This is a genomic window from Micromonospora sp. NPDC005324, assembly GCF_040607155.1.
Lineage (GTDB): Bacteria > Actinomycetota > Actinomycetes > Mycobacteriales > Micromonosporaceae > Micromonospora > Micromonospora trifolii.
In genome coordinates this window covers 288,683-314,365 of the sequence record NZ_JBEXGE010000001.1, presented here as the reverse complement: position 1 = coordinate 314,365, position 25,683 = coordinate 288,683, and the positions used below count along the sequence as shown (strand labels likewise).

Annotated in this window: 30 protein-coding genes and 1 pseudogene; 16 read left to right on the top strand and 15 right to left on the bottom strand. The window is 71.0% G+C overall.

From position 1 onward, the window contains the following. Positions 1-204 precede the first annotated feature (204 nt). From ABZS40_RS01575 to ABZS40_RS01545, 7 genes are all read left to right on the top strand, one after another. A complete protein-coding gene (locus ABZS40_RS01575; protein WP_354940609.1) occupies positions 205-1,509 on the top strand; it encodes an extracellular solute-binding protein in 1,305 nt (434 codons plus the stop codon). 69 nt (positions 1,510-1,578) lie between these two features. Next, the gene (locus ABZS40_RS01570; RefSeq protein ID WP_354940606.1) at positions 1,579-2,562 is read left to right on the top strand and encodes a sugar ABC transporter permease; all 984 of its coding nucleotides are present in this window, start codon (positions 1,579-1,581) and stop codon (positions 2,560-2,562) included. Next, positions 2,559-3,392, top strand: coding sequence for a carbohydrate ABC transporter permease (locus ABZS40_RS01565; protein ID WP_354940603.1), 834 nt, complete (start codon positions 2,559-2,561; stop codon positions 3,390-3,392). Before ABZS40_RS01570 ends, ABZS40_RS01565 begins: the two co-directional genes overlap by 4 nt. Then, complete coding sequence (locus ABZS40_RS01560) at positions 3,389-4,837, top strand: GH1 family beta-glucosidase (protein ID WP_354940600.1); 1,449 nt, start codon at positions 3,389-3,391, stop codon at positions 4,835-4,837. Before ABZS40_RS01565 ends, ABZS40_RS01560 begins: the two co-directional genes overlap by 4 nt. Before the next feature lie 19 nt (positions 4,838-4,856). Further along, entirely contained in the window at positions 4,857-5,864 is a 1,008-nt protein-coding gene (locus ABZS40_RS01555; protein ID WP_354940597.1) for a LacI family DNA-binding transcriptional regulator, read from the top strand. A gap of 58 nt (positions 5,865-5,922) precedes the next feature. Continuing rightward, a complete protein-coding gene (locus ABZS40_RS01550; RefSeq protein ID WP_354940594.1) occupies positions 5,923-6,336 on the top strand; it encodes a RidA family protein in 414 nt (137 codons plus the stop codon). Position 6,337: 1 nt separating this feature from the next. Further along, positions 6,338-7,234, top strand: a complete 897-nt coding sequence (locus ABZS40_RS01545) for a GNAT family N-acetyltransferase (protein WP_354940591.1) — start codon at positions 6,338-6,340, stop codon at positions 7,232-7,234. Between the two features lie 273 nt (positions 7,235-7,507). Here ABZS40_RS01545 and ABZS40_RS01540 read toward each other — a convergent pair whose 3' ends face one another. Further along, positions 7,508-7,813 (bottom strand): hypothetical protein, encoded by a 306-nt coding sequence (locus ABZS40_RS01540; protein ID WP_354940588.1) that lies wholly within the window; start codon positions 7,811-7,813, stop codon positions 7,508-7,510. Positions 7,814-8,012: 199 nt separating this feature from the next. Here ABZS40_RS01540 and ABZS40_RS01535 point away from each other — a divergent pair, with 199 nt between their 5' ends. Both ABZS40_RS01535 and ABZS40_RS01530 read left to right on the top strand, forming a co-directional pair. Then, positions 8,013-8,816: a helix-turn-helix transcriptional regulator gene (locus ABZS40_RS01535; RefSeq protein ID WP_354940585.1), complete on the top strand. Its 804-nt coding sequence runs from the start codon at positions 8,013-8,015 to the stop codon at positions 8,814-8,816. Continuing rightward, positions 8,807-8,998 (top strand): DUF397 domain-containing protein, encoded by a 192-nt coding sequence (locus tag ABZS40_RS01530; RefSeq protein ID WP_354940582.1) that lies wholly within the window; start codon positions 8,807-8,809, stop codon positions 8,996-8,998. The genes ABZS40_RS01535 and ABZS40_RS01530 overlap by 10 nt, the downstream gene beginning before the upstream one ends. Before the next feature lie 256 nt (positions 8,999-9,254). Here the strand turns inward: ABZS40_RS01530 and ABZS40_RS01525 are convergent, their stop codons facing one another. After that, positions 9,255-9,779, bottom strand: a complete 525-nt coding sequence (locus ABZS40_RS01525; protein ID WP_354940579.1) for an O-acetyl-ADP-ribose deacetylase — start codon at positions 9,777-9,779, stop codon at positions 9,255-9,257. Position 9,780: 1 nt separating this feature from the next. Further along, on the bottom strand, positions 9,781-10,572 hold the full coding sequence (locus ABZS40_RS01520) for an EI24 domain-containing protein (protein ID WP_354940576.1): 792 nt from the start codon (positions 10,570-10,572) through the stop codon (positions 9,781-9,783). Positions 10,573-10,772: 200 nt separating this feature from the next. Here ABZS40_RS01520 and ABZS40_RS01515 point away from each other — a divergent pair, with 200 nt between their 5' ends. The 5 genes from ABZS40_RS01515 to ABZS40_RS01495 are packed head-to-tail and all read left to right on the top strand — an operon-like array spanning position 10,773 to position 15,337. Beyond that, positions 10,773-11,681, top strand: a complete 909-nt coding sequence (locus tag ABZS40_RS01515; protein WP_354940573.1) for an ABC transporter ATP-binding protein — start codon at positions 10,773-10,775, stop codon at positions 11,679-11,681. Between the two features lie 11 nt (positions 11,682-11,692). Then, positions 11,693-12,427 carry an ABC transporter permease gene (locus ABZS40_RS01510; protein WP_354940571.1) on the top strand — a complete coding sequence of 245 codons (735 nt, stop codon included), beginning with the start codon at positions 11,693-11,695 and terminating at the stop codon, positions 12,425-12,427. An 11-nt stretch (positions 12,428-12,438) separates the two neighbouring features. Next, positions 12,439-13,707: a sensor histidine kinase gene (locus tag ABZS40_RS01505; protein WP_354940568.1), complete on the top strand. Its 1,269-nt coding sequence runs from the start codon at positions 12,439-12,441 to the stop codon at positions 13,705-13,707. Then, positions 13,704-14,345, top strand: coding sequence for a response regulator transcription factor (locus tag ABZS40_RS01500; RefSeq protein ID WP_354940565.1), 642 nt, complete (start codon positions 13,704-13,706; stop codon positions 14,343-14,345). Before ABZS40_RS01505 ends, ABZS40_RS01500 begins: the two co-directional genes overlap by 4 nt. Before the next feature lie 23 nt (positions 14,346-14,368). Beyond that, the gene (locus ABZS40_RS01495) at positions 14,369-15,337 is read left to right on the top strand and encodes a WYL domain-containing protein (protein ID WP_354940562.1); all 969 of its coding nucleotides are present in this window, start codon (positions 14,369-14,371) and stop codon (positions 15,335-15,337) included. Here the strand turns inward: ABZS40_RS01495 and ABZS40_RS01490 are convergent. The 6 genes and pseudogenes from ABZS40_RS01490 to ABZS40_RS01465 form a co-directional block, all read right to left on the bottom strand. Next, positions 15,328-16,242, bottom strand: coding sequence for an SDR family oxidoreductase (locus ABZS40_RS01490; protein ID WP_354940559.1), 915 nt, complete (start codon positions 16,240-16,242; stop codon positions 15,328-15,330). The genes ABZS40_RS01495 and ABZS40_RS01490 overlap by 10 nt on opposite strands. Before the next feature lie 55 nt (positions 16,243-16,297). Further along, positions 16,298-17,035: an alanyl-tRNA editing protein gene (locus tag ABZS40_RS01485; RefSeq protein WP_354940556.1), complete on the bottom strand. Its 738-nt coding sequence runs from the start codon at positions 17,033-17,035 to the stop codon at positions 16,298-16,300. 11 nt (positions 17,036-17,046) lie between these two features. Further along, positions 17,047-17,934, bottom strand: a complete 888-nt coding sequence (locus ABZS40_RS01480; RefSeq protein ID WP_354940553.1) for an alpha/beta hydrolase — start codon at positions 17,932-17,934, stop codon at positions 17,047-17,049. Beyond that, positions 17,931-18,245 (bottom strand): DUF2516 family protein, encoded by a 315-nt coding sequence (locus tag ABZS40_RS01475; RefSeq protein WP_030327754.1) that lies wholly within the window; start codon positions 18,243-18,245, stop codon positions 17,931-17,933. Before ABZS40_RS01475 ends, ABZS40_RS01480 begins: the two co-directional genes overlap by 4 nt. A gap of 71 nt (positions 18,246-18,316) precedes the next feature. Beyond that, positions 18,317-18,955: a hypothetical protein gene (locus ABZS40_RS01470; RefSeq protein WP_354940550.1), complete on the bottom strand. Its 639-nt coding sequence runs from the start codon at positions 18,953-18,955 to the stop codon at positions 18,317-18,319. Between the two features lie 113 nt (positions 18,956-19,068). Further along, positions 19,069-19,527: pseudogene (locus ABZS40_RS01465) on the bottom strand (helix-turn-helix transcriptional regulator); the annotation flags it as partial. A 112-nt stretch (positions 19,528-19,639) separates the two neighbouring features. On the opposite strand from ABZS40_RS01465, the gene ABZS40_RS01460 reads away from it, so the two are divergent. Further along, on the top strand, positions 19,640-20,437 hold the full coding sequence (locus ABZS40_RS01460) for an alpha/beta hydrolase (RefSeq protein WP_354940547.1): 798 nt from the start codon (positions 19,640-19,642) through the stop codon (positions 20,435-20,437). Between the two features lie 21 nt (positions 20,438-20,458). On the opposite strand, the gene ABZS40_RS01455 is transcribed toward ABZS40_RS01460, so the two are convergent. The 4 genes from ABZS40_RS01455 to ABZS40_RS01440 all read right to left on the bottom strand — a co-directional run bounded on the left by ABZS40_RS01455 (position 20,459) and on the right by ABZS40_RS01440 (position 23,901). Beyond that, complete coding sequence (locus tag ABZS40_RS01455) at positions 20,459-21,418, bottom strand: asparaginase (protein ID WP_354940544.1); 960 nt, start codon at positions 21,416-21,418, stop codon at positions 20,459-20,461. A 94-nt stretch (positions 21,419-21,512) separates the two neighbouring features. Next, positions 21,513-22,340, bottom strand: coding sequence for a 3-keto-5-aminohexanoate cleavage protein (locus ABZS40_RS01450; protein WP_354940541.1), 828 nt, complete (start codon positions 22,338-22,340; stop codon positions 21,513-21,515). A gap of 23 nt (positions 22,341-22,363) precedes the next feature. Next, positions 22,364-23,476 (bottom strand): folate-binding protein, encoded by a 1,113-nt coding sequence (locus ABZS40_RS01445; RefSeq protein ID WP_354940538.1) that lies wholly within the window; start codon positions 23,474-23,476, stop codon positions 22,364-22,366. After that, positions 23,473-23,901 (bottom strand): Fur family transcriptional regulator, encoded by a 429-nt coding sequence (locus ABZS40_RS01440; protein WP_354940535.1) that lies wholly within the window; start codon positions 23,899-23,901, stop codon positions 23,473-23,475. Before ABZS40_RS01440 ends, ABZS40_RS01445 begins: the two co-directional genes overlap by 4 nt. 69 nt (positions 23,902-23,970) lie before the next feature. Between ABZS40_RS01440 and ABZS40_RS01435 the strand changes: the two genes are divergently transcribed. Then, entirely contained in the window at positions 23,971-24,849 is an 879-nt protein-coding gene (locus ABZS40_RS01435) for an aminotransferase class IV (RefSeq protein WP_354940533.1), read from the top strand. Between the two features lie 20 nt (positions 24,850-24,869). On the opposite strand, the gene ABZS40_RS01430 is transcribed toward ABZS40_RS01435, so the two are convergent. Further along, positions 24,870-25,457, bottom strand: coding sequence for an FABP family protein (locus tag ABZS40_RS01430; protein ID WP_354940530.1), 588 nt, complete (start codon positions 25,455-25,457; stop codon positions 24,870-24,872). A gap of 114 nt (positions 25,458-25,571) precedes the next feature. Next, entirely contained in the window at positions 25,572-25,676 is a 105-nt protein-coding gene (gene mtfM, locus ABZS40_RS01425) for a small membrane protein MtfM (protein WP_282264268.1), read from the bottom strand. Positions 25,677-25,683 lie beyond the last annotated feature (7 nt).

Below are 25,683 nucleotides of genomic sequence, written 5' to 3'. Positions count from 1 at the left end.
TCATCCCGGCGGGGGTGGCGCCCTTGTCGGCGTCCGGGGGTCCACCGCGCACCGGCCCCCTGTGCCCGGGCGACCGTCCATCACGGGACCACAACGCTGAGAGAGCGCTCTCTTGACAGCGGGTTGGCGACCCACCACCCTGTCGTGAGAGCGCTCTCTTAGCCATCTGCCATCACCCGCCCGCCTTGAGAGAGGTCGAAATCCATGGCTGTCTTCCCGCGCCGCCGCCTCGCCGCGGTGGCCCTCGCCGCCGCCACCGCCCTACTCGTCACCGCTGGCTGCGGCGGCGGCGACGAGCCGGGCGACGGACCGGTCACTCTGACCGTCGACGTCTTCGGCCAGTTCGGCTACGAGCAGCTCTACCAGGAGTACATGACCGCGAACCCCGGCGTGAAGGTCGTCGAGCGCGGCACCGGCACCAACCTCGACGAGTACTCACCGAAGCTGACCCAGTGGCTCGCCGCCGGCCGAGGCGCCGGCGACGTGGTGGCCATTGAGGAGGGTCTGCTGGTGGAGTACAAGGCCAATCCGGCGAACTTCGTCAACCTGCTGGACCACGGCGCCGCCGACCTCAAGGGCAACTTCCTGGAGTGGAAGTGGAACGCCGGCCTGACCGCCGACGGCAAGCAGCTCATCGGCCTCGGTACCGACGTCGGCGGGATCGCCATGTGCTACCGCAAGGACCTCTTCCAGAAGGCCGGCCTGCCCACCGAGCGGGAGGCGGTCTCGAAGCTCTGGCCCACCTGGCCGGACTACATCGCCACCGGCGAGAAGTTCACCGCGGCGAAGACCGGCGCGTCGTTCCTCGACGGGGCGACCAACACCTTCAACACCATCCTGCTGCAGACCGCCGGCAACAGCAGCGGCTACAGCTACTACGACACCAGCGAGAAGCTGGTCGTCGACAGCAACCCGGCAGTGCGACAGGCCTACGACATTACAATGGACATGATCGACTCAGGGCTCTCCGGAAAGTACGGCTCCTGGTCGGAAGAGTGGGTCTCCGCCTTCAAGCAGTCGAAGTTCGCCACCATCGCCTGCCCCGCCTGGATGACCGGCGTCATCGAGGCCAACGCCGGCACGGGCGCCCAGGGCAAGTGGGACATCGCCCAGGTCCCCGGCAACGGCGGCAACTGGGGTGGATCGCACCTCGCCGTGCCGAAGCAGAGCAAGCACCAGGCCGAGGCGATCAAGCTGGCCAAGTTCCTGACCAGCGCCAAGGGGCAGATCGGGGCGTTCAAGGCCAAGGGTCCGCTGCCCTCCTCGCCGCAGGCGCTCGACGACCCGGCGATCACCGGCGCGACCAACGCGTACTTCTCGGGGGCGCCGGTCGGCGCCATCTTCGGCACCGGCGCGAAGAGCCTCAAGCCGGTCTACATGGGCCCGAAGAACCAGGCCGTACGGACCGAGGTGGAGAACGCGGTACGAACCGTGGAGCTGGGACAGCGCAGCCCCGCGCAGGGCTGGACCGACGCGGTGACCAACGCGAAGAAGGCCGCCGCCAAGTAGCCCAACCAGCGTGCGGGCGGACTCCGACGACCGGAGTCCCGCCCGCACGGCGGAAAGGAGTTCCCGGGCATGACCGTCCAGCTCGACGTCCGACCGCCGGTCGTACCGGCACCCCAGCGTTCGCCAGGCCGGCTCAGCCGGCTCGACACCCGGTTCTCGCCGTACCTCTACATCGCCCCGTTCTTTCTGATCTTCGGCATCTTCGGGGCGTACCCGCTGGCGTACACCTTCTGGGTCTCGCTGCACGACTGGGACCTGCTCGGGGCCGATCACCCCTTCGTCGGAGCGGAGAACTACACCCGGCTGCTGGCCGACGCCGACTTCTGGCACGCGCTGGTCAACACGCTGGGGATCTTCGTCATCTCGACCGTCCCGCAGTTGCTCGCCGCGCTGTGGCTGGCGAACCTGCTCAACCGCGGCCTGCGGGGGCGCACCGGTTGGCGGATGGCGGTGCTCGTCCCCAACGTCACGTCCACCGCCGCGGTGGCGATCGTGTTCGGGGTGCTCTTCGGCCGCGAGTTCGGCATGATCAACTGGGCGCTCGACCTGGTCGGGCTGGACGCGATCGAGTGGAAGTCCAACCGGTTCGCCTCCTGGGTGGCCATCTCCGCCATGGTCGACTGGCGGTGGACCGGCTACAACGCGCTGATCCTGCTGGCCGCGATGCAGGCCATCCCCCGCGACCTGTACGAGGCGGCGGCGATCGACGGCGCCAACCGGGCCCGACAGTTCTGGTCGGTCACCGTGCCGCTGCTCAAACCGACGATCATCTTCTGCGCCATCATCGCCACCATTGGCGGCCTGCAACTCTTCACCGAGCCCCGGATGTTCCACTCCGGCACCAACCCGATCCGCGGTGGGCCGCTGCGCGAGTCGCAGACGCTGACCATGTACATGTTCGAGAACGCGTTCGCCCCGCACTACAACTTCGGGTACGGCTCGGCCGTGGCCTGGCTGCTCTTCGCGCTCATCGCGATCGTCGCGGCGGTCAACGTGCTGCTCCTGCGCCGCCTCGGCGGCGGGGACCGACCGCAGAAGGGAGCGGCGCGATGAGCCGACTCTGGCGGGCCAGCCCGCTCACCTACCTCGCCCTGGTCATCGCCGCCGGCCTGTCGGTCTTCCCGATCTGGTGGATGTTCGTCGTCGCCAGCCGCAGCAACGACGCGATGGGCCAACTGCCACCCCCGGTCACCCCCGGCGGCAACCTGGGCGCCAACATCGCCCGCCTGTTCGACAACACCGACGCGTACTTCCTGACCGGCCTGATCAATTCAGCTGTCGTCGCGACCACGGTGACCGTCTCCGTGGTGTTCTTCTCCAGCCTGGCCGGGTTCGCCTTCGCCAAGCTCAGATTCCATGGCCGCAACGCCCTGCTGCTCGTCATCATCGCGACCATGATGGTGCCGACTCAGCTCGGCGTGATCCCGCTCTACCTGCTCATGACCAAGCTGCACTGGAACGACCGGCTGCCAGCGGTCATCGTCCCGGTGCTGGTCACCGGGTTCGGGGTGTTCATGATGCGGCAGTACGCCGGCCAGGCGGTCAGCGACGAGCTGATCGAGGCAGCCCGGATGGACGGCTGTGGCACCGCCCGCATCTGGTGGCACGTCGTGCTGCCCGCCCTGCGTCCCGCCGCCGCAGTCCTCGGTCTGCTCACCTTCATGACCACCTGGAACGACTTCCTCTGGCCGTACGCTGTATTGAACGATCCGGCGAATCCGACGGTGCAACTGTCCCTACGAGCACTGTCGGACGGGTATTACCAGGACATGTCGCAGGTGTTCACCGGAACGGCCATCGCGACGCTGCCCCTGCTACTGGTCTTCGTGGTGTTCGGCCGGCAGATCATCGGCGGAATCATGGAAGGTGCGGTCAAGGCGTGAACGAGCGGAGCGAGCGAACCAACAGGCACAGCAGCGAAGCGTCGGCGACGCCGCGAAGCGGTGGTGCCAACGCATCCCGTTTTCCTGAGCACTTCCTCTGGGGAGCGGCCACCGCCGCGTACCAGATCGAGGGCGCGGCCCGCGACGACGGTCGCGGTCCGTCCATCTGGGACACCTTCAGCCGTACGCCGGGCAAGGTGTACCGGGGCCACACCGGCGACGTCGCCTGCGACCACTACCACCGGTACGCCGACGACGTGGCGCTGATGGCCGAGCTGGGCCTGCGGGCGTACCGGTTCTCGGTCGCCTGGCCGCGGATCCAGCCCGACGGCACCGGCCCCGCGAACCCCCGTGGGCTGGACTTCTACGACCGGCTCACCGACGCGCTGCTCGATCGGGGAATCGACCCGATCGTCACCCTCTACCACTGGGACCTGCCGCAGGCCCTCGGTGACCGGGGTGGCTGGACCAACCGGGACACCGCCGAGCACTTCGCCACCTACGCCACGGCGGTGTACGCCCGCCTCGGCGACCGGATCGACGTGTGGACCACGCTCAACGAACCGTGGTGCTCGGCCTACCTCGGTTACGCCAACGGGCTGCACGCACCGGGCGAGCAAAATCCGGCGGCGGCCTTCACCGCCGTACACCACCTGCTGTTGGGGCACGGCCTGGCGGCGCGGGCGTTGCGGGCAGCCGGCGCGCGCAGCGTGGGCATCACCGTCAACCCGGCCGACGTACGCCCGGCCGACCCGCAGAGCGCGGCCGACGCCGCAGCGGTCCGCCTGGTCGACGGCCTGCACAACCGGATCTTCCTCGACCCGCTGCTGGCCGGCGGCTACCCGGACGACGTCCGCGAGCACGTGGCCCGGATCGTCGAGCCGACGTTCATCCGCGACGGCGACGAGAAGGTGATCGCCGCCCCGATCGACCTGCTCGGCATCAACTACTACGCCCCGAGTTACGTGGCCGGTCGGCCCGACGGCGCCGGCAACGGGGCGTACCCGGGCACCGAGGGCGCTGTGCACTTCCTGCCGCCGGCCGGTCCGCTCACCGACATGGGTTGGATGATCGAACCGGCCGGGCTCACCCGGCTGCTGGAGCGGATCGCCGCCGACTACCCCGGTGTGCCGCTGCTGATCACCGAGAACGGCGCGGCGTTCCCCGACAAGGCCGGCGCCGACTCGCCCGACGGTCCGGCGCAGGTGATCGACGCCGATCGCATCGCCTACCTCGACGGGCACCTCCGTGCGGCGCACGAAGCGATCTCCCGGGGCGTGGACCTGCGCGGTTATCTCGTATGGTCATTCCTGGACAACTTCGAGTGGGCGGAGGGTTACCGCAAGCGGTTCGGGATCGTGCACGTCGACTACCTGACCCAGCGGCGCACACCGAAGGCCAGCGCCCGGTGGTACCAGGAGGTGATCTCCCGGAACGGGCTGTGACGAGCGGGGGGAAAGCGCGATGACGACGGCGCAGCGGCCGACGCTCGAAGCGGTGGCAGCGCGGGCCGGGGTGTCCCGCGCCACCGTTTCCCGGGTGGTCAACGGCTCCACCACCGTCGCCGAACCGATCCGCGAGGCGGTCACCCGGGCGGTCGCCGAGTTGGGGTACGTCCCCAACCTGGCGGCCCGCAGCCTGGTCACCCAGCGCACCGACTCGATCGCCCTGGTCATGCCGGAGGCGGCCACCCGGGTCTTCTCCGACGACCAGGTCTTCCCCGGCATCATCCGGGGCGTCAGCCAGGAGTTGGAGGCGGCCGACAAGCAGTTGGTGCTGATGCTCGCCGGCTCGCCGGCCGGGCACCATCGGGTCGAGCGGTACACCACCGGCCGGCACGTCGACGGTGTGCTCTTCGCGTCGCTGCACGGCGCCGACCCACTGCCCGGCACACTGGCCCGACTCGGCATCCCGGTGGTGGTCAGTGGTCGCCCGCTCGGCGACGTGCCCGTCCCGTACGTCGACGTCGACCACGTGGGCGGGGTGACCGCAGCCGTCCGCCACATGATCGACAGCGGTCGCCGACGGATCGCGACCATCGCCGGGCCACAGGACATGGTCGCCGGGATCGAACGGCTCAGCGGCTACCGCAGCACGGTCGCCGACGCGGGGCTGCCCGAGCTGATCGCCATCGGTGACTTCACCCGGGAATCCGGGTCGGCGGCGATGCGCCGGCTGCTCGCCGAGCATCCCGACCTCGACGGCGTCTTCGCCGCCTCCGACCTGATGGCGCACGCCGCCCTGCGGACGCTGCGCGAGGCTGGTCGGCGGGTGCCCGACGACGTGGCGGTGGTCGGCTTCGACGACATCGAGACCGCCGCCTACACCGAGCCGCCGCTGACCACCGTCCGGCAGCCGATCGTGGAACTCGGCCGCCGGATGACCCGCCAACTGCTCCGGTTGGCCGCCGGGGAGAGCATCGAGCAGGCGATCATGCTCCCCACCGAGCTGATCCGCCGCGCCTCCGCCTGACCGCGCCGGGCAATTTATTGCGTCGCTCGGGCGGGCGATCCTGGTTAGCCTCGCCGACATGCCGGATCCCGTCTCGCTGCTGCACGTCCCCGCCCTCTCCGACGCAGCCGAGTACGCGTACGCGGCCACCGTCGACGCACCTGCCCGGTTGGTGTTCACCGCCGGGGCGTGCCCGCTGGACGCCGAGGGGCGCACTGTCGCGCCGGGCGATCACGCCGCACAGGCCCGGCAGGTGATGACGAACCTGGAGACCGCCCTCGACGCGGCCGGCGCGCGCATGACCGACGTCGTCAAGACCACTGTCTACGTGGCGTCGTCGCAACAGGCTGACCTGGTGACCGTCTGGGAGGTGGTGCGCGACTTCTTCGGCGACCACGACCCGCCCAGCACCCTGCTCGGGGTGGCCGTGCTCGGCTACACCGACCAACTCGTCGAGGTCGACGCCGTCGCGGCCGTACGGATGGAGGGCTGACATGCGCATCCGTGTGGCCAAACCGGACGACGCTCCAGGCGTGGTGGCGCTGCGGACGATCGTCTACCCGTACCAGGTGCGCGGCGTCGAGTCGACCCGGAAGATGCTCGCCGAACCGCCACCTGAGGAGGGGTGGACCGCCTTCGTGGCCGAGGTCGACACCCAGGTGGTCGGCTGGGTGTCGGCCGAGTGCACCGGCTCGACCTCCACACCGGACTTCGGTGACATCTCGCTGCTACACGTCCACCCGGAGCACCGGCGGCGCGGCATCGGCAGCGCCCTGCTGACGGCCGCGACCGACCACCTCGCCCCGCTGGGGGTCCGCCGGCTCCGCGCCTTCGCCCAGCCGGACGCGCTGCCGTTCGCCCGTCGGCACGGCTACGAGCCCAGTCGTGAGCTGCGCTTCTCGGCGCTCGACCTGAACCCGGCACCCGCGCTGCCCGACCCGCCGCCGGGCGTACGGCTGCTCCCGATCACGGAACTGGCCCCGCGCCGGCTCTATGCGGCGGACGTGGCAGCGGCGCTGGACGAGCCGAGCGACGTACCTGTCGACTCGATCAGCTACGAGAGCTGGCTGTACGACGTCTGGGACAACCTGGGCCTGGACAAGGAGGCCAGCACCGCCGTCGAGGTCGACGGTGAGGTGGCCGCGTTCAGCCTGGTGAAGCGGGACGGCGACCGGATGTGGTCGGACTACACCGGCAGCCTCCCGGCGTACCGCGGCCGAGGGCTGGCCCGGCTGGCCAAGACGGTGGCGCTGCACCGGGCCGCCGCGAACGGCGTGCGCGTCGCGTACACCTCGAACGACGAGTCGAACGGGCCGATGCTCGCGATCAACACCCGGCTGGGCTATCGCCCGGTGGCAGCCGAGTGGTCCTGCCTGGCCGACCTGACCTGATCATGAATCACCCTGACCGGCGCGGTCGTCGAGCCAGGGATAGCCACCCGAGGAAGCGGGTGTGCATCACGGCGGGATCCGGGCGACCGCCCAGGCCGTACATGTCGTCGACGGCCTCTTGCATCGACGAGGCCAGGTAGAACGCCAGAGCGATCGAATGACCGTAGAATTCGGCAATGAGGTCGAGTTGGCCTGGACCGCAGGGCCAAGGCGCAGCGCAGTTGCGACACAGCCACGCGGGGCGCATCGGCAGGTGCGGTCGAGGGCGGGCGTTCATCCGACCCGCACCGATCCTCGGCGCACCTGCCGACGGGCCGTCGGCCGGACGGCCGGTGCCGGAGGGTCCTGCCAGATCAGCCCGGCCGTCTGCACGAACAGCGACCGCCGTACGACGGCCTCACCTTTTGGGCCTAACTCGTAGCCCTCAATCCACAGCCAGCCGTCATACGTCACCCAGTCGGGGAGCCGGATCACGCGGACGAAGATCGGTCGGAGGAACTGCACACTCGCCGCGCTGGTCAGATGCAACACGTCGCCCGACTTCACCTCCTGCGCAGATTCGGGCTCGTTGTTGGGCAAGGGATCCCCCTACTCGTAGATCCAGAGGGGACCGTCCCGGCCAGTTCTCCGGAAGCGGTCCTGTTCATGGAACTCTTCTCGGTGACCGCCTAACCTCGATAGCGAATGGGCCCTGATGGAGCGGCCTCGGCGGGATGCGTTGCCGCTGGCGAGGACCCACGAGGGGCCGGGTTTGCATGTTGGGGGAGGGTTGGGGAACGTGAGCATTACGGCGGCCGAAATCCTGCTCGACGAGCTGCGCCATGCGCGGACCGCCCGGGGAATGAACCAAGACGAATTCGGCAGGTTCATCAGCTACTCCGGCACTCATGTCAGCGCCGTAGAGACCGGCACCCGCCCGCCCACCAGCGACTACGTAGCAGCCATCGATAAGGCCCTGAAGACGGGCGGGATCTTCGTGCGGCTACTCGAACGGCTCGCCGCACTCGACATGGCTCCTGTATGGCTGCGGGAGTGGATCAACTTCGAGGAGCAGGCGAAGGCCCTGAGGTGGTACGAGCCGGCCTTCGTGCCGGGGCTTCTGCAGACCGAGACATATGCACGAGCGACGCTTCAAGCCGGTGGGCTTCTCACCGTTGAACAAATCAGGCGGCGGGTTCGGTCGCGGATGGACCGGCAGGCGGTACTCAATCGCGAGGACCCGCCGCACGTGGTGATCGTGCTTGACGCCGCAGTGCTCCGACGGACCGTGAACGACGACCGCACGCTGATACGTGAGCAGCTCGAACACCTCGCAGCCGTCGCCGGGCTGCCGCACGTACAAATTCATGTAGTGCCGGATGATGCGGGGCTCTACCCTGGCCTTCAAGGCGGGTTCATCCTTGCCACAATGCCCGACGAGACAATCGTTGGGCATACGGACTATCAGGTGCGATCGCAGACCGTCAGCGGCGCGGGCGAGATTGCTACGCTCCAAAAGACGTGGGAGGCCGTCCTGCGAGACGCACTCCCCCGCCGACCCTCTCTAGATCTGATCAAGGAAGCGGCGAAGACATGGACATGACCGACGCCCGTTGGCGCAAGTCAACGAAGTCCGGGACGAACGGCGGCAACTGTGTCGAGGTCGCTGACAACCTGTCCGGCGTCGTGCTGGTCCGGGATTCCAAGGCCCGTGATGGCGGGACCCTGACCTTCGGCCCGGCAGCCTGGCGTGCCTTCATCGCGGACTTCCCCGAGCAGCCGTAACCACGCTACTCACCAACACCGTTGCGTTAGCGATCTCCCCACCTGCGCCGATCTTGTAGTTTCTGTCGCCGCAATGTGCAGAGTGGCCTCTTTGTCGCGACAGAAAGTGCAAGATCGCGAAAGGGTGCGGCTCAACCTCGTCGATCATGGAGTTGTGGTGCCTGCTTTGGTGCAACAAGTGCACTTTGTCACCCACCACGACTCCGTGATCGACGAGGCAGCGCGGGGGTGAGGTGAACTACTCAGCATAAAGTGATCAAGGCGAGGATAGCTTCTCGAAGACCCGATGGGCTGTGGCGTGGGTGTCGGCGCCGAAGAGCACCAGGCGGGCCTCGGTGACGGTGGCCGGGGTGGCCGAGCGCAGCACCGCCAGCGCCTGGCCGACCGCGTCGTCGACCGGCCAGCCGTAGATGCCGGCGGAGATCAGCGGGAAGGCCACAGTCATCGCGCCCAGGTCGTCGGCTACCCGGAGGCTGTTGGCGTAGCAGTCGCGCAGCAGCGCCGACCTGTCGTCGGTGGCCGACCAGACCGGCCCGACGGTGTGGATCACCCAGCGCGCCGACAGCTCCCCGGCGGTGGTCGCCACCGCCTGGCCGGTGGGCAGGCCCTTGCCGTAGCGGGACGCCCGCAGCGCCCGGCATTCGGCCAGGATCGCTGGGCCGCCGCGCCGGTGGATCGCACCGTCGACCCCACCGCCGCCGAGCAGGGACGAGTTCGCGGCGTTCACGATGGCGTCGACCCGCTGGGTGGTGATGTCCCCCTCGATCGGGGTGATCTCCATGTCAGTCCTTCTCGATCGACTGGCCGAGCGATCGCCGGGCCAGCAGCGTGGCACCGGCGACCGCGGCCGGCATGATCAGCACGGCGCCGAGCGGAATCAGGAAGCAGAGGAAGACGGCCACCCCGAAGCCGAGCGCGGTGGGCCGGTCGGCCTTCAGGATCGTGCGGCGCTGCGGCAGCCGCATCCCGCGTCGGTAGAACGGCGCACCGACCAGCTCCACGGCGAGGAACCACCCGCCCACGGCCGCCCCGATGACCGGGACGACAGTCTGGCCGACCACCGGGATGAAGCCGGCGACGAAGAGCGGGATGCCGACCAGCGCCGTGAGCGCCACCAGGCGTACCGAGTCGGCGAGGCTGCGGCGCAGCGACGACCAGAACGGCACGTCCACCGCGCCCGGCGTGCCGCCGTACCGCTGCTCGACCTGCTCGGAGATCTTCTCGTAGAAGGGGTCTCCGATGACCAGGGTGACAGCGGTGAAGGTGAGCACGCCGAGCAGGCCGCCGAGCCCCAGGAAGGCCAGCCCGGCGATCACCCGGACCAGGCTGCGGCCGGTGCTCGACCAGTCGTCGGCGAACGGGGTGACCAGCGCGGCGAGGTCGTCCACGAAGTACACCAGCGTGGCGAGCGCGGCGAGGAAGAGTGCGCCGGAGATCAGCGCCGGCACGATGCCGAGCAGCACCAGCCCCGGGCTGCGGGCGTAGAGGCCCAACCCGCGCAGGAGCAGCCCCGCCCCGGCGAGGAAGCGTCCGACGACCCCGGTCACCGGGCTGGCGATTCTGCTGGCATCCACGATCGAGCAGCCTAGCCAGCCGTGATCGGATCCGCCGGGCGGAGCGCTAGCAGCGACTCACCGCGTACACATCAACCGGTTGACGGACGGCAGTGATCCACCGGGGACGCCGAGGTTCGTCGCTGACCGGTCGATTCGCCGCCGGGTCACCCCGACAACCCTTGAGGGGTACGAAGTCAGCGGCGGCGGAAGGCGGCACGATGCCGGTTATCGAGGTGACCCACCTGAAGAAGCGGTACGGCGGCCTGGTGGCGGTGGACGACGTGTCGCTCGCCGTGGAGGCGGGCGAGATCTTTGGCGTCCTCGGTCCGAACGGCGCTGGCAAGACCACCACAGTGGAGTGTGTCGCCGGGCTGCGTGTCCCCTACGGGGGCGGGGTGTCGGTCCTCGGGCTCGACCCCCGCCGGGACTCGGCCCAGCTACGCCAGCGGGTCGGGGTGCAACTCCAGGAGAGTCAACTGCCGGATCGGTTGCGGGTGGCCGAGGCACTGGAGTTGTACGCCTCGTTCTACCGCAACCCGGCCGACCCGGCCGAGCTGATCGACAAGCTGGGCCTCGGCGACAAGCGGAACACCGCGTACAAGAAGCTCTCCGGCGGTCAGAAGCAGCGGCTCTCCATCGCGCTGGCCCTGGTGGGCAACCCGGAGATCGCCATCCTCGACGAGCTGACCACCGGGCTCGACCCGCAGGCTCGTCGGGACACCTGGGGCCTGATCGAACAGGTCCGCGACAGCGGGGTGACGATCGTGCTGGTCACCCACTTCATGGAGGAGGCCGAGCGGCTCTGCGACCGGGTCGCGGTGATCGACCGGGGTCGGGTGGTCGCCCTGGACAGCCCGGCGGGCCTGGTGTCGACGGTGGCTCCGGAGCAGCGGATCCGGTTCCGGCCCTCGGCTCCGGTCGACGACCGGCTCCTCACCGACCTGCCCGAGGTCTCCGCCGTGCAGCGCACCGGCAGCCAGGTGGTGGTGACCGGCACCGGTGAGCTGCTGCACGCCGTCACCTCGGTGCTCGCCCGTCACCAGATCGTCGCCGCGGACCTGCGGCTGGAACAGTCCACCCTCGACGACGCCTTCGTCGAGCTGACCGGGCACCGGCCCGCCAACTGAGAGGAGCCAGCATGCACGCCTTCCGCAACATCCTGAGAATCGAGGCGCGGCTCTACCTGCGGGACCTGCCGACGCTGCTCCTCACCGTCGGGCTGCCCACAGTGATCCTGGTGGTGCTCGGGCTGGTTCCCTCGCTGCGCAAGCCGGATCCGACCTTCGACGGGCAGACCTTCGTCAGCTACTTCGCCCCGTCGCTGCTGGTGGTCACCCTCGCCATGGTGGGGGTGAACATCCTGCCGGCCGTGCTGGCCACCTACCGGGAACGAGGCGTGCTGCGCCGGCTGGCGACCACCCCGGCGCATCCGGCGGCGCTGCTCGCCGCCCAACTGGTGCTTGCCCTGGCCGGGATCCTGGCCAGCGCGCTGCTGCTCATCCTGGTCGCCCGGCTCGCGTTCGGGGTGCCGTTTCCCCGGCACCCGCTCGGCTTCACGCTGGCGTTCATCCTCGGCACGGCCGCCCTGCTCTCGCTCGGCCTGCTGGTCGCCGCCGTGGCTCGCACGACGAGGGCCGCACAGGCCCTGGCCGTGCCGCTGTTCCTGATAACCATGTTCTTCGGCGGGGTCTACCTTCCCCGGTTCCTGCTCCCGGACGTCGTGGCGCGGATCGGCGACTACACGCCGCCCGGGGTGCAGGCGCTCCTCGACGCCTGGACCGGCACTCCGCCGCAGCCGTTGCACCTGGGGATAATGGCGGTGATCGCCGTGGTGGCCGGCGCCGGCGCGGCGAAACTGTTCCGCTGGGAGTGAGCGGAGATGCGATGACCTGCAACGGTGGGCACGACCGTCTGGCCAGTTGGCGAGAGCGCGAGGCGAGCCTCTATCGGGTGTTCCCCTTCGGCGGGCTGGCCCTGGGCACCGTGCTGGCCCTCGTCGCACCGGCACCCGATCATCTCGGGGCGCTGCCCACCCTCGCCATCGCCGTGGCGGCCGGATGCTGGGTCGCCTGGTTCGTCACAGTGCACCCCGGCTGGCAGAGCCGGCGCACGCTGATGGCGGTCTACTACGCCGGGCTGCTCACGTTCGCCGCCGCACTGGTGGCCGCCAGTCCGTGGTACGGCTTCTTCGCCTGGATCGGCTACATCCACGCATTTCCGGTGCTGCCCGGGCGCTGGCGGTTCGCCGGCGTGGTCACCACGGCCGCCCTCGTCGCCACCTCTCAGGGCGGTGGCCTGTCGGTGGTGCTGTCGCACTGGCCGCTCTGGGTGTTGCTGGTGCTGTTCAACCTGGTGGTGGCCGGCTCGGTGAGCTGGTTCGCGATGGTCGCCGAACAGGAGGACGCCAGACGCAAGCGGTTGGTGGCGGAACTCGGCGAGACCAACCGCCAGCTCACCGAGACGGTCAGTGAGAACGCCGGGCTGCACGCCCAACTGCTCACCCAGGCCCGGGAGGCCGGCGTACTGGACGAGCGGCAACGGATGGCGCGCGAGATCCACGACACCCTGGCGCAGGGGTTGACCGGCATCATCACCCAGCTGGAGGCGGCCGAGCAGACCCGCGACCGGTCCGCCGACTGGCGCCGGCACGTCGACAACGCGCTCGCGCTGGCCCGGGAGAGTCTCACCGAGGCCCGCCGCTCGGTACAGGCGGTCCGTCCGGAACCGTTGGAGACGGCCCGGCTACCGGACGCCCTGGTCGAGCTGGGCGGGCGCTGGGCGGCCCTGAACGGGGTACGGGCCGACGTGGCCACCACCGGCACGCCCCGCCCGCTGCACCCGGAGGTCGAGGTGACACTGCTCCGGGCCGCCCAGGAGGCGCTGTCCAACGTGGCCCGGCACGCCGCCGCGTCGCGGGTCGGGCTGACCCTGTCGTACATGGCGGACGTGGTCACGCTCGATGTCCGTGACGACGGGACGGGTTTCGACCTCACCGACCAGCCGCTGCCCCGTGAGCCGGGCGGCGGATACGGGCTGACCGCCATGCGGCAGCGGGTGACAAGGGTCGGTGGCGAGTTGGCCATCGAGTCCGAGCCGGGCAGCGGCACCGCCATCTCGGCGTCCGTCCCCGCGCTACCCGGAGGTGCCGGTTGACCGCCCCGGTTCGACTGCTGATCGTCGACGACCATCCGGTGGTGCGGGACGGGCTGCGGGGAATGTTCACCGGTGACCCCGATTTCGAGGTGGTGGGCGAGGCGGCGGACGGTTCGGAGGCGTTGGTCCTGGTCGCGACGCTGCGGCCGGACGTCGTGCTGATGGACCTGCGGATGCCCGGGATGGACGGGGTGACCGCCATCGGCAGGCTCGCTCGCGCCGGGAGCACCGCCCGGGTGCTGGTGCTCACCACCTACGACACGGACGCGGACGTTCTGCCGGCGATCGAGGCAGGTGCGACCGGTTACCTGCTCAAGGACACCCCTCGGGAGGATCTGGTCCGGGCGGTCCGGGCCGCGGCCCGGGGTGAGTCGGTGCTCGCGCCGAGCGTCGCCGGTCGGCTGATGGGCCGGCTGCGCGCACCCGCCGAGGAGCCGCTCAGCCAACGGGAACTGGAGGTGCTCACCCTGGTAGCCCGGGGTGCCTCCAACCGGGAGGCGGCGACCCGCCTGTTCATCAGCGAGGCCACAGTCAAGACGCACCTGCTGCACGTGTACGCCAAGCTCGGGGTCAACGACCGGGCCGCCGCGGTGGCCACCGCGTACGACAGGGGGTTGCTGACGCCCGGCGGGCGGTGAGCGGCACCGGGCAGGATGGGCGGGTGCGCGCGTCCCGACTGATCTCGTTGCTGTTGCTGTTGCAGTCGCGCGGGTCGATGACCGCGAGCGAGCTGGCACGGGAGCTGGAGATCTCCGAGCGGACGGTCTACCGGGACGTCCTGGCGCTCTCCGCCGCTGGCGTGCCGGTCTACGCCGACCGGGGGCGGGCCGGCGGTTACCGCCTGCTCGGCGGGTACCGCACCCGACTGACCGGGTTGACCCGGGACGAGGCGGAGGCGCTCTTCCTCGCCGGACTGCCCGGGCCGGCCGGCGAGATGGGGCTCGCCGACGCGGTCGCGTCCGCCGAGCTGAAGGTGCTCGCCGCGCTGCCACCCGCCCTGCGCGACGCGCCGGCCCGTGCCGGGCAGCGGTTCCACCTGGACGTGCCGGGCTGGTTCCGGGAGACCGCGCCGCCTCTCTGGTTGCCCGAGCTGGCCCGGGCGGTCTGGGGTGACCGGGTGGTGCAGCTGCGCTACCGACGCGGCGACCGGGAGGTGACCCGCCGGGTCCAGCCGTACGGCCTGGTGCTCAAGAGCGGGATCTGGTATCTGGTTGGCCGGGTCGGCGACGACGTGCGCACCTACCGGGTGGACCGGGTCACCGGGGTCGAGGTGGGCGACGAGCACTTCGACCGCGACGAGGGCTTCGACCTGGCCGGGCACTGGCGCGAGCAGGCCAGGTCGTTCCTGCGGACCATGCTGCGGGCCGAGGTCGCCGTCCGGCTGAGCCCCGCCGGCCTGCGCCAGCTCCGGCGCCTGGTCGATGCCCCCTTCGTGTACGACGAGCTGGTCGCCGCCGCCAGCCCGCCCGACGGGCAGGGCTGGGTGGTGGCGCGGCTGCCCGTCGAGTCGGTCCAGGTGGCGTACCACCAACTGCTGGGGCTCGGCCCCGAGGTGGAGGTCATCGACCCACCCGAGCTGCGGCAGTTGTTCGCCGAGAGCGCCGACCGGCTCGCCGCGCTCTACCGGTAGCCGGTCACGTCCGCCGGCTTGCCCGCGTCGACCACCTCGGTGATGTAGCGGAAACCCTCGGGTTGGCTGCCGTCGAGGTCGGTGAACCCGTACACCTTGGACAGCGTGCCGGCGTCGACGGACTTGCCGCTCCAGCGGGCCTTCTCCTCGTCGGCGGCGAGCGCGGCCACCGCCCGGCCGACGAAGGCCGGGGTCTCCGAGATGAGGAAGTTCGGGTCGGTGGCGGCACCGTCACGCCAGTTCTCCTCGGTCACGCCGAAGTGCTCCAGCATCGCCTCGGAGCGGATCCACCCGGGGGTGAGCGCCACTGCCGTGCACCCGTGCGGCTTCAGCTCGTGCGCCTGGCTGAACGCGAGCCGGTTGACCGAGACCTTGGCCAGGTCGTAGAAGACCGACAGCCGGTAGTTCTCGTCGTTGTACGCCTTGGTGCCGTCGCCCATCTCCACCACCAGGCCGCCGGGCTTGCGGATCAGCAGCGGCAGGGCGAAATGGCTGGTGATGATGTGCGTGTCGACGGCCAGTCGCAGGGTACGGAAGCCGGCGTCTAGTGGCTGCTCCCAGACCGGCTTGTCCCAGGTGACCAGTGGGTCGCCGCCCCAGATGTCGTTCACCAGCACGTCGAGCTGACAGTGCTCGGCGTCGATCCGGGCGACCAGGTCGCGGACCTGCTCGGGCACCAGGTGGTCGACCTGAACGGCGATGCCGGTGCCGCCGGCCGCGCTGACCAGCTCGGCGGTCTCCTCGATGGTCTCCGGTCGGTCCATCTCGGAGCGGCCGGCCCGGGTGCTGCGACCGGTGGCGTAGACAGTGGCACCGGCCGCGCCGAGCTGAACGGCGATCTGCCGCCCGGCACCACGGGTGGCACCGGCGACGAGCGCGATCTTTCCTGTGAGCGGTTGTGTCATGCCTGCGACGTTGTCAGCAATACCTGACAACCGACGTCCGAATTTGGTACTCGATCTAGTCGACCAGCCGGACCCGGACCCGGCGGTTGGCCCGGCCCTTGCTCTCCACCTTGACCACCTGCACCTTGCCGATCTGGGCGGTGGAGGCGACGTGGGTGCCGCCGTCGGCCTGCACGTCCAGCCCGACGATGTCGACGATCCGGACCTCCTGCTCATCCGGCGGGATGAGGTTGGACTGGGTACGGATGATGTCCGGCAGGGCCAGCGCCTCGGTGCGCGGCAGCACCCGGGTGGCGACCGAGCGGTCGGCGGCCACCTCGGCGTTGACCAGCTCCTCGATGCGGCTCTTGAAGTCCGGGGGCACCTCGGGGAGGTTGAAGTCCATCCGGGCCTCGCCCACGTCCATGGAGTTGCCGGTCACCAGGGCGCCGAAGTCACGGAACACCACACCGCAGAGCACGTGCAGGCCGGAGTGGGTACGCATCAGCCGGGTGCGGCGCTCGTCCTCCACGGCGCCGACGACAGCGGTGCCGACCGGCGGCAGCGGGTCACCCTCGGCGGGGATCAGGTAGGGGTCGTCGCCCTTGCGGGTGCCGACGATCCGGGTCTGCACGCCCTGCCAGAGCAGCACGCCGTGGTCGGGTGGTTGACCACCGCCGCCCGGGTAGAACGCCGAACGGTCCAGCACGATGCCCTGCTCCGCGTCGGAGTGCAGGACGGTGCACGTCCATTCGCGCACTGTCGGGTCGGCAAGGTCCAGCCGGTGCGTGCGGCCATGCTGTGTGACGCCCATGACAGGGCAGGCTACTCGTTCAGGAAGCCGGAAATGCGGTCCCGCAGATCGGCGCGTTCCGACCAGAGCACGCCGGGCCGGTCGTACACGTGCAGGGTGGCCTGGGGCAGCGCGACGGCGAGCCGCTCGGCGACCTCGACCGGGTGCAGGTCGTCGCCGGCGCAACCGATCACCAGCGCCGGCGTGGTGACGCCCGTCAGGTCACCGATCTTGCGCAGCGGTGTCTGGTCGGTGAGCGTGGCCAGACTGTCGGCCAGACCGTCGCGGAGCAGTTGGTCGAGCCGTTGGCGCAGGTAGGCCCAGCCGGCCGGGGTGTTGCGCACTGCCGGGGGCAACTCCAGCGTGACGATGTCGGCGACCGCCGAGGCGTCCCCGCTCTCCACCGCCTCCAGCAGGTCGGTGACGCGTTCCCGGGCGATGGGCCCGCGTGGCTCGTCGAGGACCGCCGGCAGGAAGAAGACCAGTTTGTCGAACCGATCCGGGCTCTCCACGAGGAGTCGGCAGAGGGCACCCGCGCCGAGGCTCGCGCCGAACGCCCGGCTGGCGCCGCCGAGGTCGGCGATCGCCCGCAGATCCCGGGCCAGGTCCAGGTAGTCCCACGGCCCGTCCGGGGATTCGGAGCGGCCGTGCCCGCGGAACTGGAAGAACACCTTGCGGCCGTTCACCCCACTGCCGAACGGGCGGGTGGTGGCGATGCCGTTGCCCAGCCCGTGCGCGAACACGGTGACCGGATCACCGGTGCCGGTGACCAGCCGCTCCAGCCGTACGCCGTGCGGGGTGGTGACCAGCTCGGTCTCCGGCTCCGGCAGCGCCGGCCGGCCGGTACGCGGCCCACCCGGCCCGGGCCCCCAGGTGCGGGGCCCGCTGTCGGGTGGGGGCGGCCAGCGAAAACCTCTCACCAGAACCCTTTGCCGTCGCTCAGGTCGCGCAGACCGACCCGGACGTCGAGCAGGTAGATGAGCGCGGCGGCGATGCCGATCAGTCCGAAGAGGCTGATCGGACCGAAGCCGAGCAGTGTGAGCACGAGGCAGACCGCCAGGATGGCGATCCAGCCGCCCTTGGGCAGCGTCCCGATGGCGGGGAAGGCGTCGGAGCGCTGCGTGACGGCATGCACCAGCGCGACACCCTGGATGATCAGCGCGAAGACGAGCAGAATCAGCTCGATCACGTAGCGGACTTCGAACGCGAAGATCGGCGCGGCGTTGGCCATGTCGGCCAGTTTATGTCCACGACCCCGGCTACGTCCGACAAGGACGCCGCCGGGGTCGTCGGCAGGATGAGCTACTCGGCGGCCGGGCGGGTCCGCTTGGTGGCCCGGGGAAGCTTCACCGACGGGGTCTCGGCCGGCTTGGCAGCCTTCGGCGCGCGGGCGACCTTCTTGACCGCGGCCGGCTTGGCCTCGGCGATCTCGGCCACGTCAGCCGGGGTCGGCATGTCGGCGGGGGACACAGCGGCGGGGGTGGTGGTGGCAGCCACGGTGGCGGCCGGCGTCACGGCCTCGGTGGCCTCAATGTCGGCGTTGACCGTCTCGGCGGCCTCCAGCACGCCGGCACCGACGACCCGCTCGCCCCGGGCGACCAGCGCGCCGTACGCGGCGAACGCGCGCTCCTGGGCGACCTGGGCGCCCGCGACCACCAGGGCGGCGTTGCGGGTCGCGGCGGCGCGCAGCTTGTCGATGTCGGCCACCTCGCGCAGCTTCGCCAGGTCGGCGGTCTCGTTGGCGGTGCGCAGCGTCTCGGTGGCCTTCTGCTTCAGCTCGAAGCCGGTCAGCACGGCCCGGCCGCCCAGGTCGGCGACGACCCGGGTGCTGAGCACGCCGACCACGGCCGGCAGCTTGCGCAGCTGCTCGATGGCCAGCTCACCGGCGCCGGCGGCGGCGTAGATCGGGGCGGGGATGCGGTTGGTCTTCGGCTCGCTCATGACGTCTCCTCTTCGGCCGCCTCGGCGGCCTTCTTCTTCTGGGGGATGCTGGTGCTGCCCGGGGCGGGGGCGGTGCCCGCCTCGGTGACGGCGACCGACTCGAGCACGGCTTCGGTCGGGGTCCCGCCCGCTGTGGTGGGGCCGGTGGCGGCGACATTGGCCAGGTCCGCAGCCTGGCTGGCGGGCTGGTCGGCCTGCGCCGCCTCGGCTTCGGCCTGGGTCTCGGCCAGCCGGGTGTTCTCCCGGCGGAACGTCTCGTAGATCTGACTGAGCGACTGCTTCTGCGCCATCGTCAGGTCGGCGTCCACGGCGATGGCGGCGAGCACCCCGTGGCCTTCCTTGTCGTCGAGCAGACCGGCGCGCAGGTACATCGCCGGCGTGGAGACCCGCAGCGCGCTCGCCAGTTGCTGAAGCACCTCGGCGCTGGGTTTGCGCAGGCCGCGCTCGATCTGGCTGAGGTACGGGTTGCTGACCCCCGCCTGCTCGGCGAGCTGCCGCAGCGAGATCTTGGCGTTACGCCGCAGATCGCGGATGAACCCGCCGACGTCGGGAAGGTCCTTGGGTGTGGCCATGGCAGCGACGCTAATAGCCCGCGCTAGCTCTTGCAAGCAAAATGCTAACCATAGTTAGCAAGGTCTCAGCACCCCGTTTGCGCCCCGCTCGGCCGATCCGTACGGTCCGTCCGTGCACAAGATCACAGTCAATGGAGCAAGCATCGCGTACGACGAGGCCGGCACCGGTTCGCCAGTCGTCCTGCTGCACGCCGGAATCGCCGACCGGCGGATGTGGCGGGGACAGGTGTCCGCGCTCGCCGCCCGGCACCGGGTGATCGTCCCGGACCTGCGCGGCTACGGAGACTCGGCGCTCCCGCCGACCCCGTTCACGCACCACGACGACGTGGCCGGGCTGCTGGACGCGCTCGACCTCCCCCGGGCCGCCCTGGTCGGCTGCTCCTTCGGTGGGGCGGTCGCCATCGACACCGCGCTGGCCCACCCCGACCGGGTGAGCGCGCTCGCGCTGTTCGACACGGCGGTCTCCGGCAACGAGTGGTCCGACGAGGCGAACGACCTCTGGGACGACCTGGTCGGAGAGGTCGACCCGGACGACTTCGTCGCCGGCGCGGCCGGTGAGGTGCGGTTCTGGGTGGTTGGCCCGCGACGCCAGCCGGAGGACGTCGACAGGGAGCTGCTCGCGTTCGCGCAGGAGATGGACCAGCGTGCCCTCGCCGCCGAGCTGGCGCTCGGCGCGGTCGAGGTGGGAGAGCTGTCGCCACCGGCGATCGGCCGCCTCGGCGAGCTGAAGATCCCCGTCCTCGTCACCGCCGGCGCGGCGGACGTGCCGGACATCGGTCGGCTCGCCGACCGGATCGCCGCCGAGGTCCCCGGCGCGGTACGACTGCCCGACGTTCCGGACGCCGCCCACCTGCTGCCGCTGGAGCGCCCGGAGCCGGTCAACGCCGCGTTGCTCCACTTCCTGAGCTAGCCACCACCGCCGCCGGCGGTGTCACCAGAGCGGGCGGACCGCCCCGACCGGAACCCCGCCGCCGAAGAGCGGCACCTCGGCGTACTCGGTCAGCACCGGGGCGTCCACGCCGAGCCGGCGCAGCGCGGAGACCAGTACCGGCATCCGGGCCCGGTCGGCGCCGTCGTCGACCTTCAGTGCGACGGCGCCGACGCCCGGCAGCGCCACGGCGATCACACCCTCGGCACCGACCTTGGCCAGCAGCCCCGGGACACCACGCATCAGCCGGGTGTCGTCTGCCTGGGTGCCACCCACGATCTCCGGGTACGCCCGCATCGCGTCGGCCACCGTGCGCGGCACCGAGCCGGGCTCGGCGTCGACCAGCCGGAGGTACGCCCCGGCCAGGCCGGTCAGTGACACCGCGAGGACCGGGGCGCCGCAACCGTCGACCCCCACCGCCGCCGCCTGCTCGCCGGTGAACTCCTCGATGGCGGCCCGCAACCGCTGCTGCAGCGGGTGCTCGGGCCGCCAGTAGCCCTCCCGCGACCAACCGGCGGCCTCGCAGGTCAGCAGCATCCCGCTGTGCTTGCCGGAGCAGTTCATCTGCACCCGGCTCGGGCCGCCACCGGCGCGAAGCACCGCCTCCCGGGCCGCGGCACCCACCGGCAGGTCGGGCGGGCAGTGCAGCGCCGACGCGTCCAGCCCGGCGCGCTCCAGCAGCGCACCGACCCGGGCCATGTGGAATTCCTCGCCGGCGTGGCTCGCCGAGACCAGCGCCACGTCGGCCGGGTCAGTCAGGGTCAGGCCGGCCCGGAGCATCCCGATCGCCTGCATCGGCTTGCTGGCCGAGCGGGGGAAGATCGGCGAGGTCACGTCCCCGGCGGACGCCACAGCGACACCAGCGGCGTCCAGCACCACCACCGAGCCGCGGTGCGCACCCTCCACGAACCCGGACCGGACCACCTCGGCGAGCGGCGCGCCGCCCTCGTACGTCTTCGTCACGCGCTGGACGGTACCGACGGTCCGGGGGTGCCCGGCGGCGGGGTGACCAGGATGTCCGCCGCCCGGGTGACAGGGGCGTGGGACAGACTCGGCCTTACAGCCCGAGCAGCTCGCGGGCCTCGGTGGTGGTCAGCGGCGGGCGCTGAGCGAGCTGGGCGAACCCGACCGCGCGGGCGACCAACTGCATGTTGGACTCCACCGGGCGGCCCTTCGCGTACGTCACGGTGTCCTCCATGCCGACCCGCAGGTGCCCGCCGGTCGACAGCGAGGCCAACAGCACCGCGATGGTGCTCCGGCCGACGCCGGTGGCCGAGAAGGTGGTGCCCTCGGGCAGGTCCCGCAGCATCCGGTGGGCCGCGACCAGCGTCTCGGTGTTGCCCGGCATGCCTCCCGGCACGCCCATCACGAAGTCGACGTGCACGTGCCCGCCGGCCGGCAGCCCGTACCTGCCGAGCAGCCGCTGCAACGCGGACAGGTGGCCGAGGTCGAAGATCTCGTACTCCGGCACGATCCCGCGTTCCTGCATGCGGGTGTGCAGGTCGACGATGAACTCCCAGCGGTTGAGGAAGACGTCGTCGCCGAAGTTGACGGTGCCCATGGTGCAGGAGGCCATGTCCGGACGGGCGTCGAGCACGGCGAGCCGGGCGGCCTCCGGGTCGGTCACCGCGCCGCCGGAGGAGAGCTGCACGATCAGGTCGGTGCTCTCCCGCAGCGCCGCCACCGTGTCGGCCAGCCGCACCGGGTCGAGCGTCGGCCGGGCCTCGTCGTCGCGGATGTGGACGTGGATCACGGCGGCGCCGAGCGCCTCGCACTCCTTGGCGGTGAGCAGCAACTCGTCGAGGGTCACCGGCAGCGCCGGCACCTCCGCCTTGGCCGACTCAGCGCCGGTCGGGGCCACCGTGATCAACGTCCCTGTCGTCATGCCGGCGATCCTAGACGGCCCGCTCAGGACGGGTCGATCGCCGCCGCGGTCTCGCCGATCAGCAACGCGGCGTCGTCCGGGACGTTCCGCTTCAGCACCGCGAGCGCGACCTGACCCAGCTCGTGGTGCAGCACGGCGGTGCCGACGAAACCGACCGCCCGGCCGTCGAGGGTCACCGGCGTACCGGCCACCGGCGGCTGATCGGTGGTCACCCCGTCCAGATGCAGCAGTACGAGGCGACGCGGCGGCCGGCCCATGTTGTGCACCCGCGCCACCGTCTCCTGCCCCCGGTAGCACCCCTTGTCCAGGTGCACCGCCGGGGCGATCAGGTCGACCTCGGCCGGAATGGTCCGGTGGTCGGTGTCCACCCCGACCCGCGGCTGCCGGGCGGCCACCCGGATCGCCTCGTACGCCCACAGCCCCGCGACCGGCACCCCGGCGCCGCGCAGCTCCGCCACCACCTGGTCCATTGCCGACCGGGGCACCAGCAGGTCCACCCCGAGCGGACCACGTCGGGCCCAGCCGCCGATCGGCAGCGGTCGTACGTCGTACCGCGCGCTCGCCCGGAGTGGCACGGCACCGTGCGGGAACTTCGGACCCGGCACCGCTACCACGTCCGGTGCGGCGAGCCCGGTCACGCCGAGCGTGCCGAGCGCGTCCATGGCCGCCGGCCCGACCAGCGACAACAGCGCGCGCTCGGCCGTCGCGTCGCGTGGTTCGACCTTGCTGAAGAACCGCATCTTCTCCAGGTAGGTCAGCAGGCCCTGGGTGGCGCCGGGCTCGGTGTCCAGCCAGGTGGTCTCGCCGTCCTCGGCGACCATGGCGTGCTGCTCGATGTGGCCGTGCGGGGACAGCACCAGCAATTCGGTGCCCTCGCCAGCGGCGAGCGCGCTCAAGTGCTGCGAGGTGACGGTGTGCAGCCAACTGGCCCGTTCCTCCCCGGGCACCGCGATGACCCCTCGATGCGACCGGTCGACCAGACCGACAGCGGTGTCGAGGGTGCGCTGCTCGCGCAGCGGGTCGCCGTAGTGAGCCGCCACCCCCCGCACCCCGGCCGCGACGTGCGCCGGATCCGGCTGGTCACGGCTGGCCTCGTCGATGCCCTCGACGGCCACCGCGCCCGCGATGTCGATCATTTCTCGTCCCCGTTCTCGCAGCGTACGCAGACGCCGAAGAGTGACACGTGCCCGATGTCCACCCGGAACCCGCGCTGCGCGGCCAACTGGTCGGCGAGGGGGCGGAGCAGCTCCGGATCGATCTCGTCGATCGCGCCACACTCCCGGCAGACCAGGTGGACGTGTTGGTGTTCACCGGCGGCGTGATAGGTCGGTGAGCCGTGCGACAGGTGTGTGTGGGTGACCAGACCGAGCCGTTCCAGCAGCTCAAGCGTGCGGTAGATGGTGGTGATGTTGACGCCGGCGGCGACCTCCCGGACCGCGTTGTGCACCTGCTCCGGGGTGGCGTGGCCCAGATCGAGCACCGCCTGGAGGACGAGCTGCCGCTGGGCCGTCAGCCGCAGCCCACGGGCCCGCAGCATTTCCGCGAGGGAGGATTCGGACACCGTCCGATCATAGTTCGGCCACCACGCTGTTCCCCGCACCGCGATCGATCACCGCTACGCTCGACGGTCATGGTGAGGTCGTCCGTCGGGAAGAACGCTGCCGACCCGACCGCGCGGATCGCCGTCCTGGGCCGTGGCCCGGTGTCGCCCGGCGACCCGGTGCTCCGCGCTGACGACCTCGGGGTGCTGCACGGCGACGGCCTCTTCGAGACCATGCACCTGCGCGACGGCCAGCCGTGGCTGCGCGACGAACACCTGGCCCGCCTGGCCACTGCGGCCGACGCCGTCGAGCTGCCACTGCCCCCCACCGCCGCGTTGATCGACCTGCTGGACCAGGTACGAACAGGCTGGCCAGCGGCTGTGGAGGGGGCACTTCGGTTGGTCTGCACCCGAGGCCCGGAGGCTGGCGGCCCGCCCACCATCTACGCCACGCTGGCCCCGGTGCCGGCGGCCTCCCGGGCCGCCCGGCGGGACGGAATCACTGTGGCCACCCTGCCGCTGGGGCTGCCCGCCGCCGCCCGCAACGAGCTGACCTGGCTGCCGGCCGGCATCAAGTCCACGTCGTACGCGGTCAACAGCGCCGCCCGCCGCTGGGCCCGCCGAACCGGCGTGGACGACGTGCTCTGGATCTCCTCCGACGGGTACGCGCTGGAGGGCCCCACCGCCAATGTGGTGTGGCTCACCGACGACACGCTCTGCGCGGTGCCGGCCGCCAGCACCGGCATCCTCGCCGGCACCACAGCGGCCTGGCTGCTCGCCCACGCGAGCGAGCTGGGCCTGCGCGCCGCCGAGCGGATGGTCAGCGCCGCCGAACTGCACGAGGCGGACGGCGTGTGGTTCACCTCGTCAGTGCGCGGAGCCGCCGAGGTCCACACGCTGGACGGGGTACGCCGGGCTCGCTGCCCGCATACCCCCGCCCTACAGGCAGTGCTGGGTTTCCCCGTCTAGCCAGCCACCGACCGTCGAGGTCAGCCGCCGACCCGGACGAGTCGGGCCGAGAGGTGCGGGCTGAGCCCGTGCCCCATGGCGGCCATCTCCTGGGCGTAGAGCAGCGCACCCTCGACGATGCCGAAGAGCCGGTGCCCGCCGGTGACCTCCTTGGCGGTCGGAGTCCGGATCACCGCGTCGGTGGCGAACTCGAGCTGCGTGCCGTTGCGCTTGCCCAGGTGCAGCTCCATGACCCCGGTCGGGGTGGTCAGCAGCGCCTCCAGCTCGTCGGTCGCCCGCCCATCCACCAACACCGGCCGCCACCAGCCCACCTCGCGGCCGGCCGGACGGACCGGCTTGCTCTGCTCGTCGAGGATCCAGGCACGCGACTCATAGTGCAGGAACGGTCGGCCGTCGTGGCTGATCCGGATCTCCTGCGCGTAGTCGAAATCCTCGATGGTGGGGAAACCGCCCTTGCCCCGGCCACGCCACAGACCGATGTACGGAAGCAGGGCATCCAGCGCGGGGTGAAGCTTCGGCCCGACCCGCAGGTCGTGGCTCTCCTCGAACGGGTACTCCTCGACCGGCGGCGCGTTCAGCCACGGCGGCTGCAGCGGGTTCTCGCTCACAGGGCCACCTTCGTTCGCGACTGCGGGGCTCGCAAACCCGGCTCACTCCTCGCGCTCACAGGGCCACCTTCGTTCGCGACTGCGGGGCTCGCAAACCCGGCTCACTCCTCGCGCTCACCAGCGTCCTCTCGACATGCGTACGGCTAGGTAGACCAGGCCACCGGCGAGCCCGCCCAGGCCAGCGACCAGCAGGCTGACAAACCCGATCTCGGTAACCATCCCGACC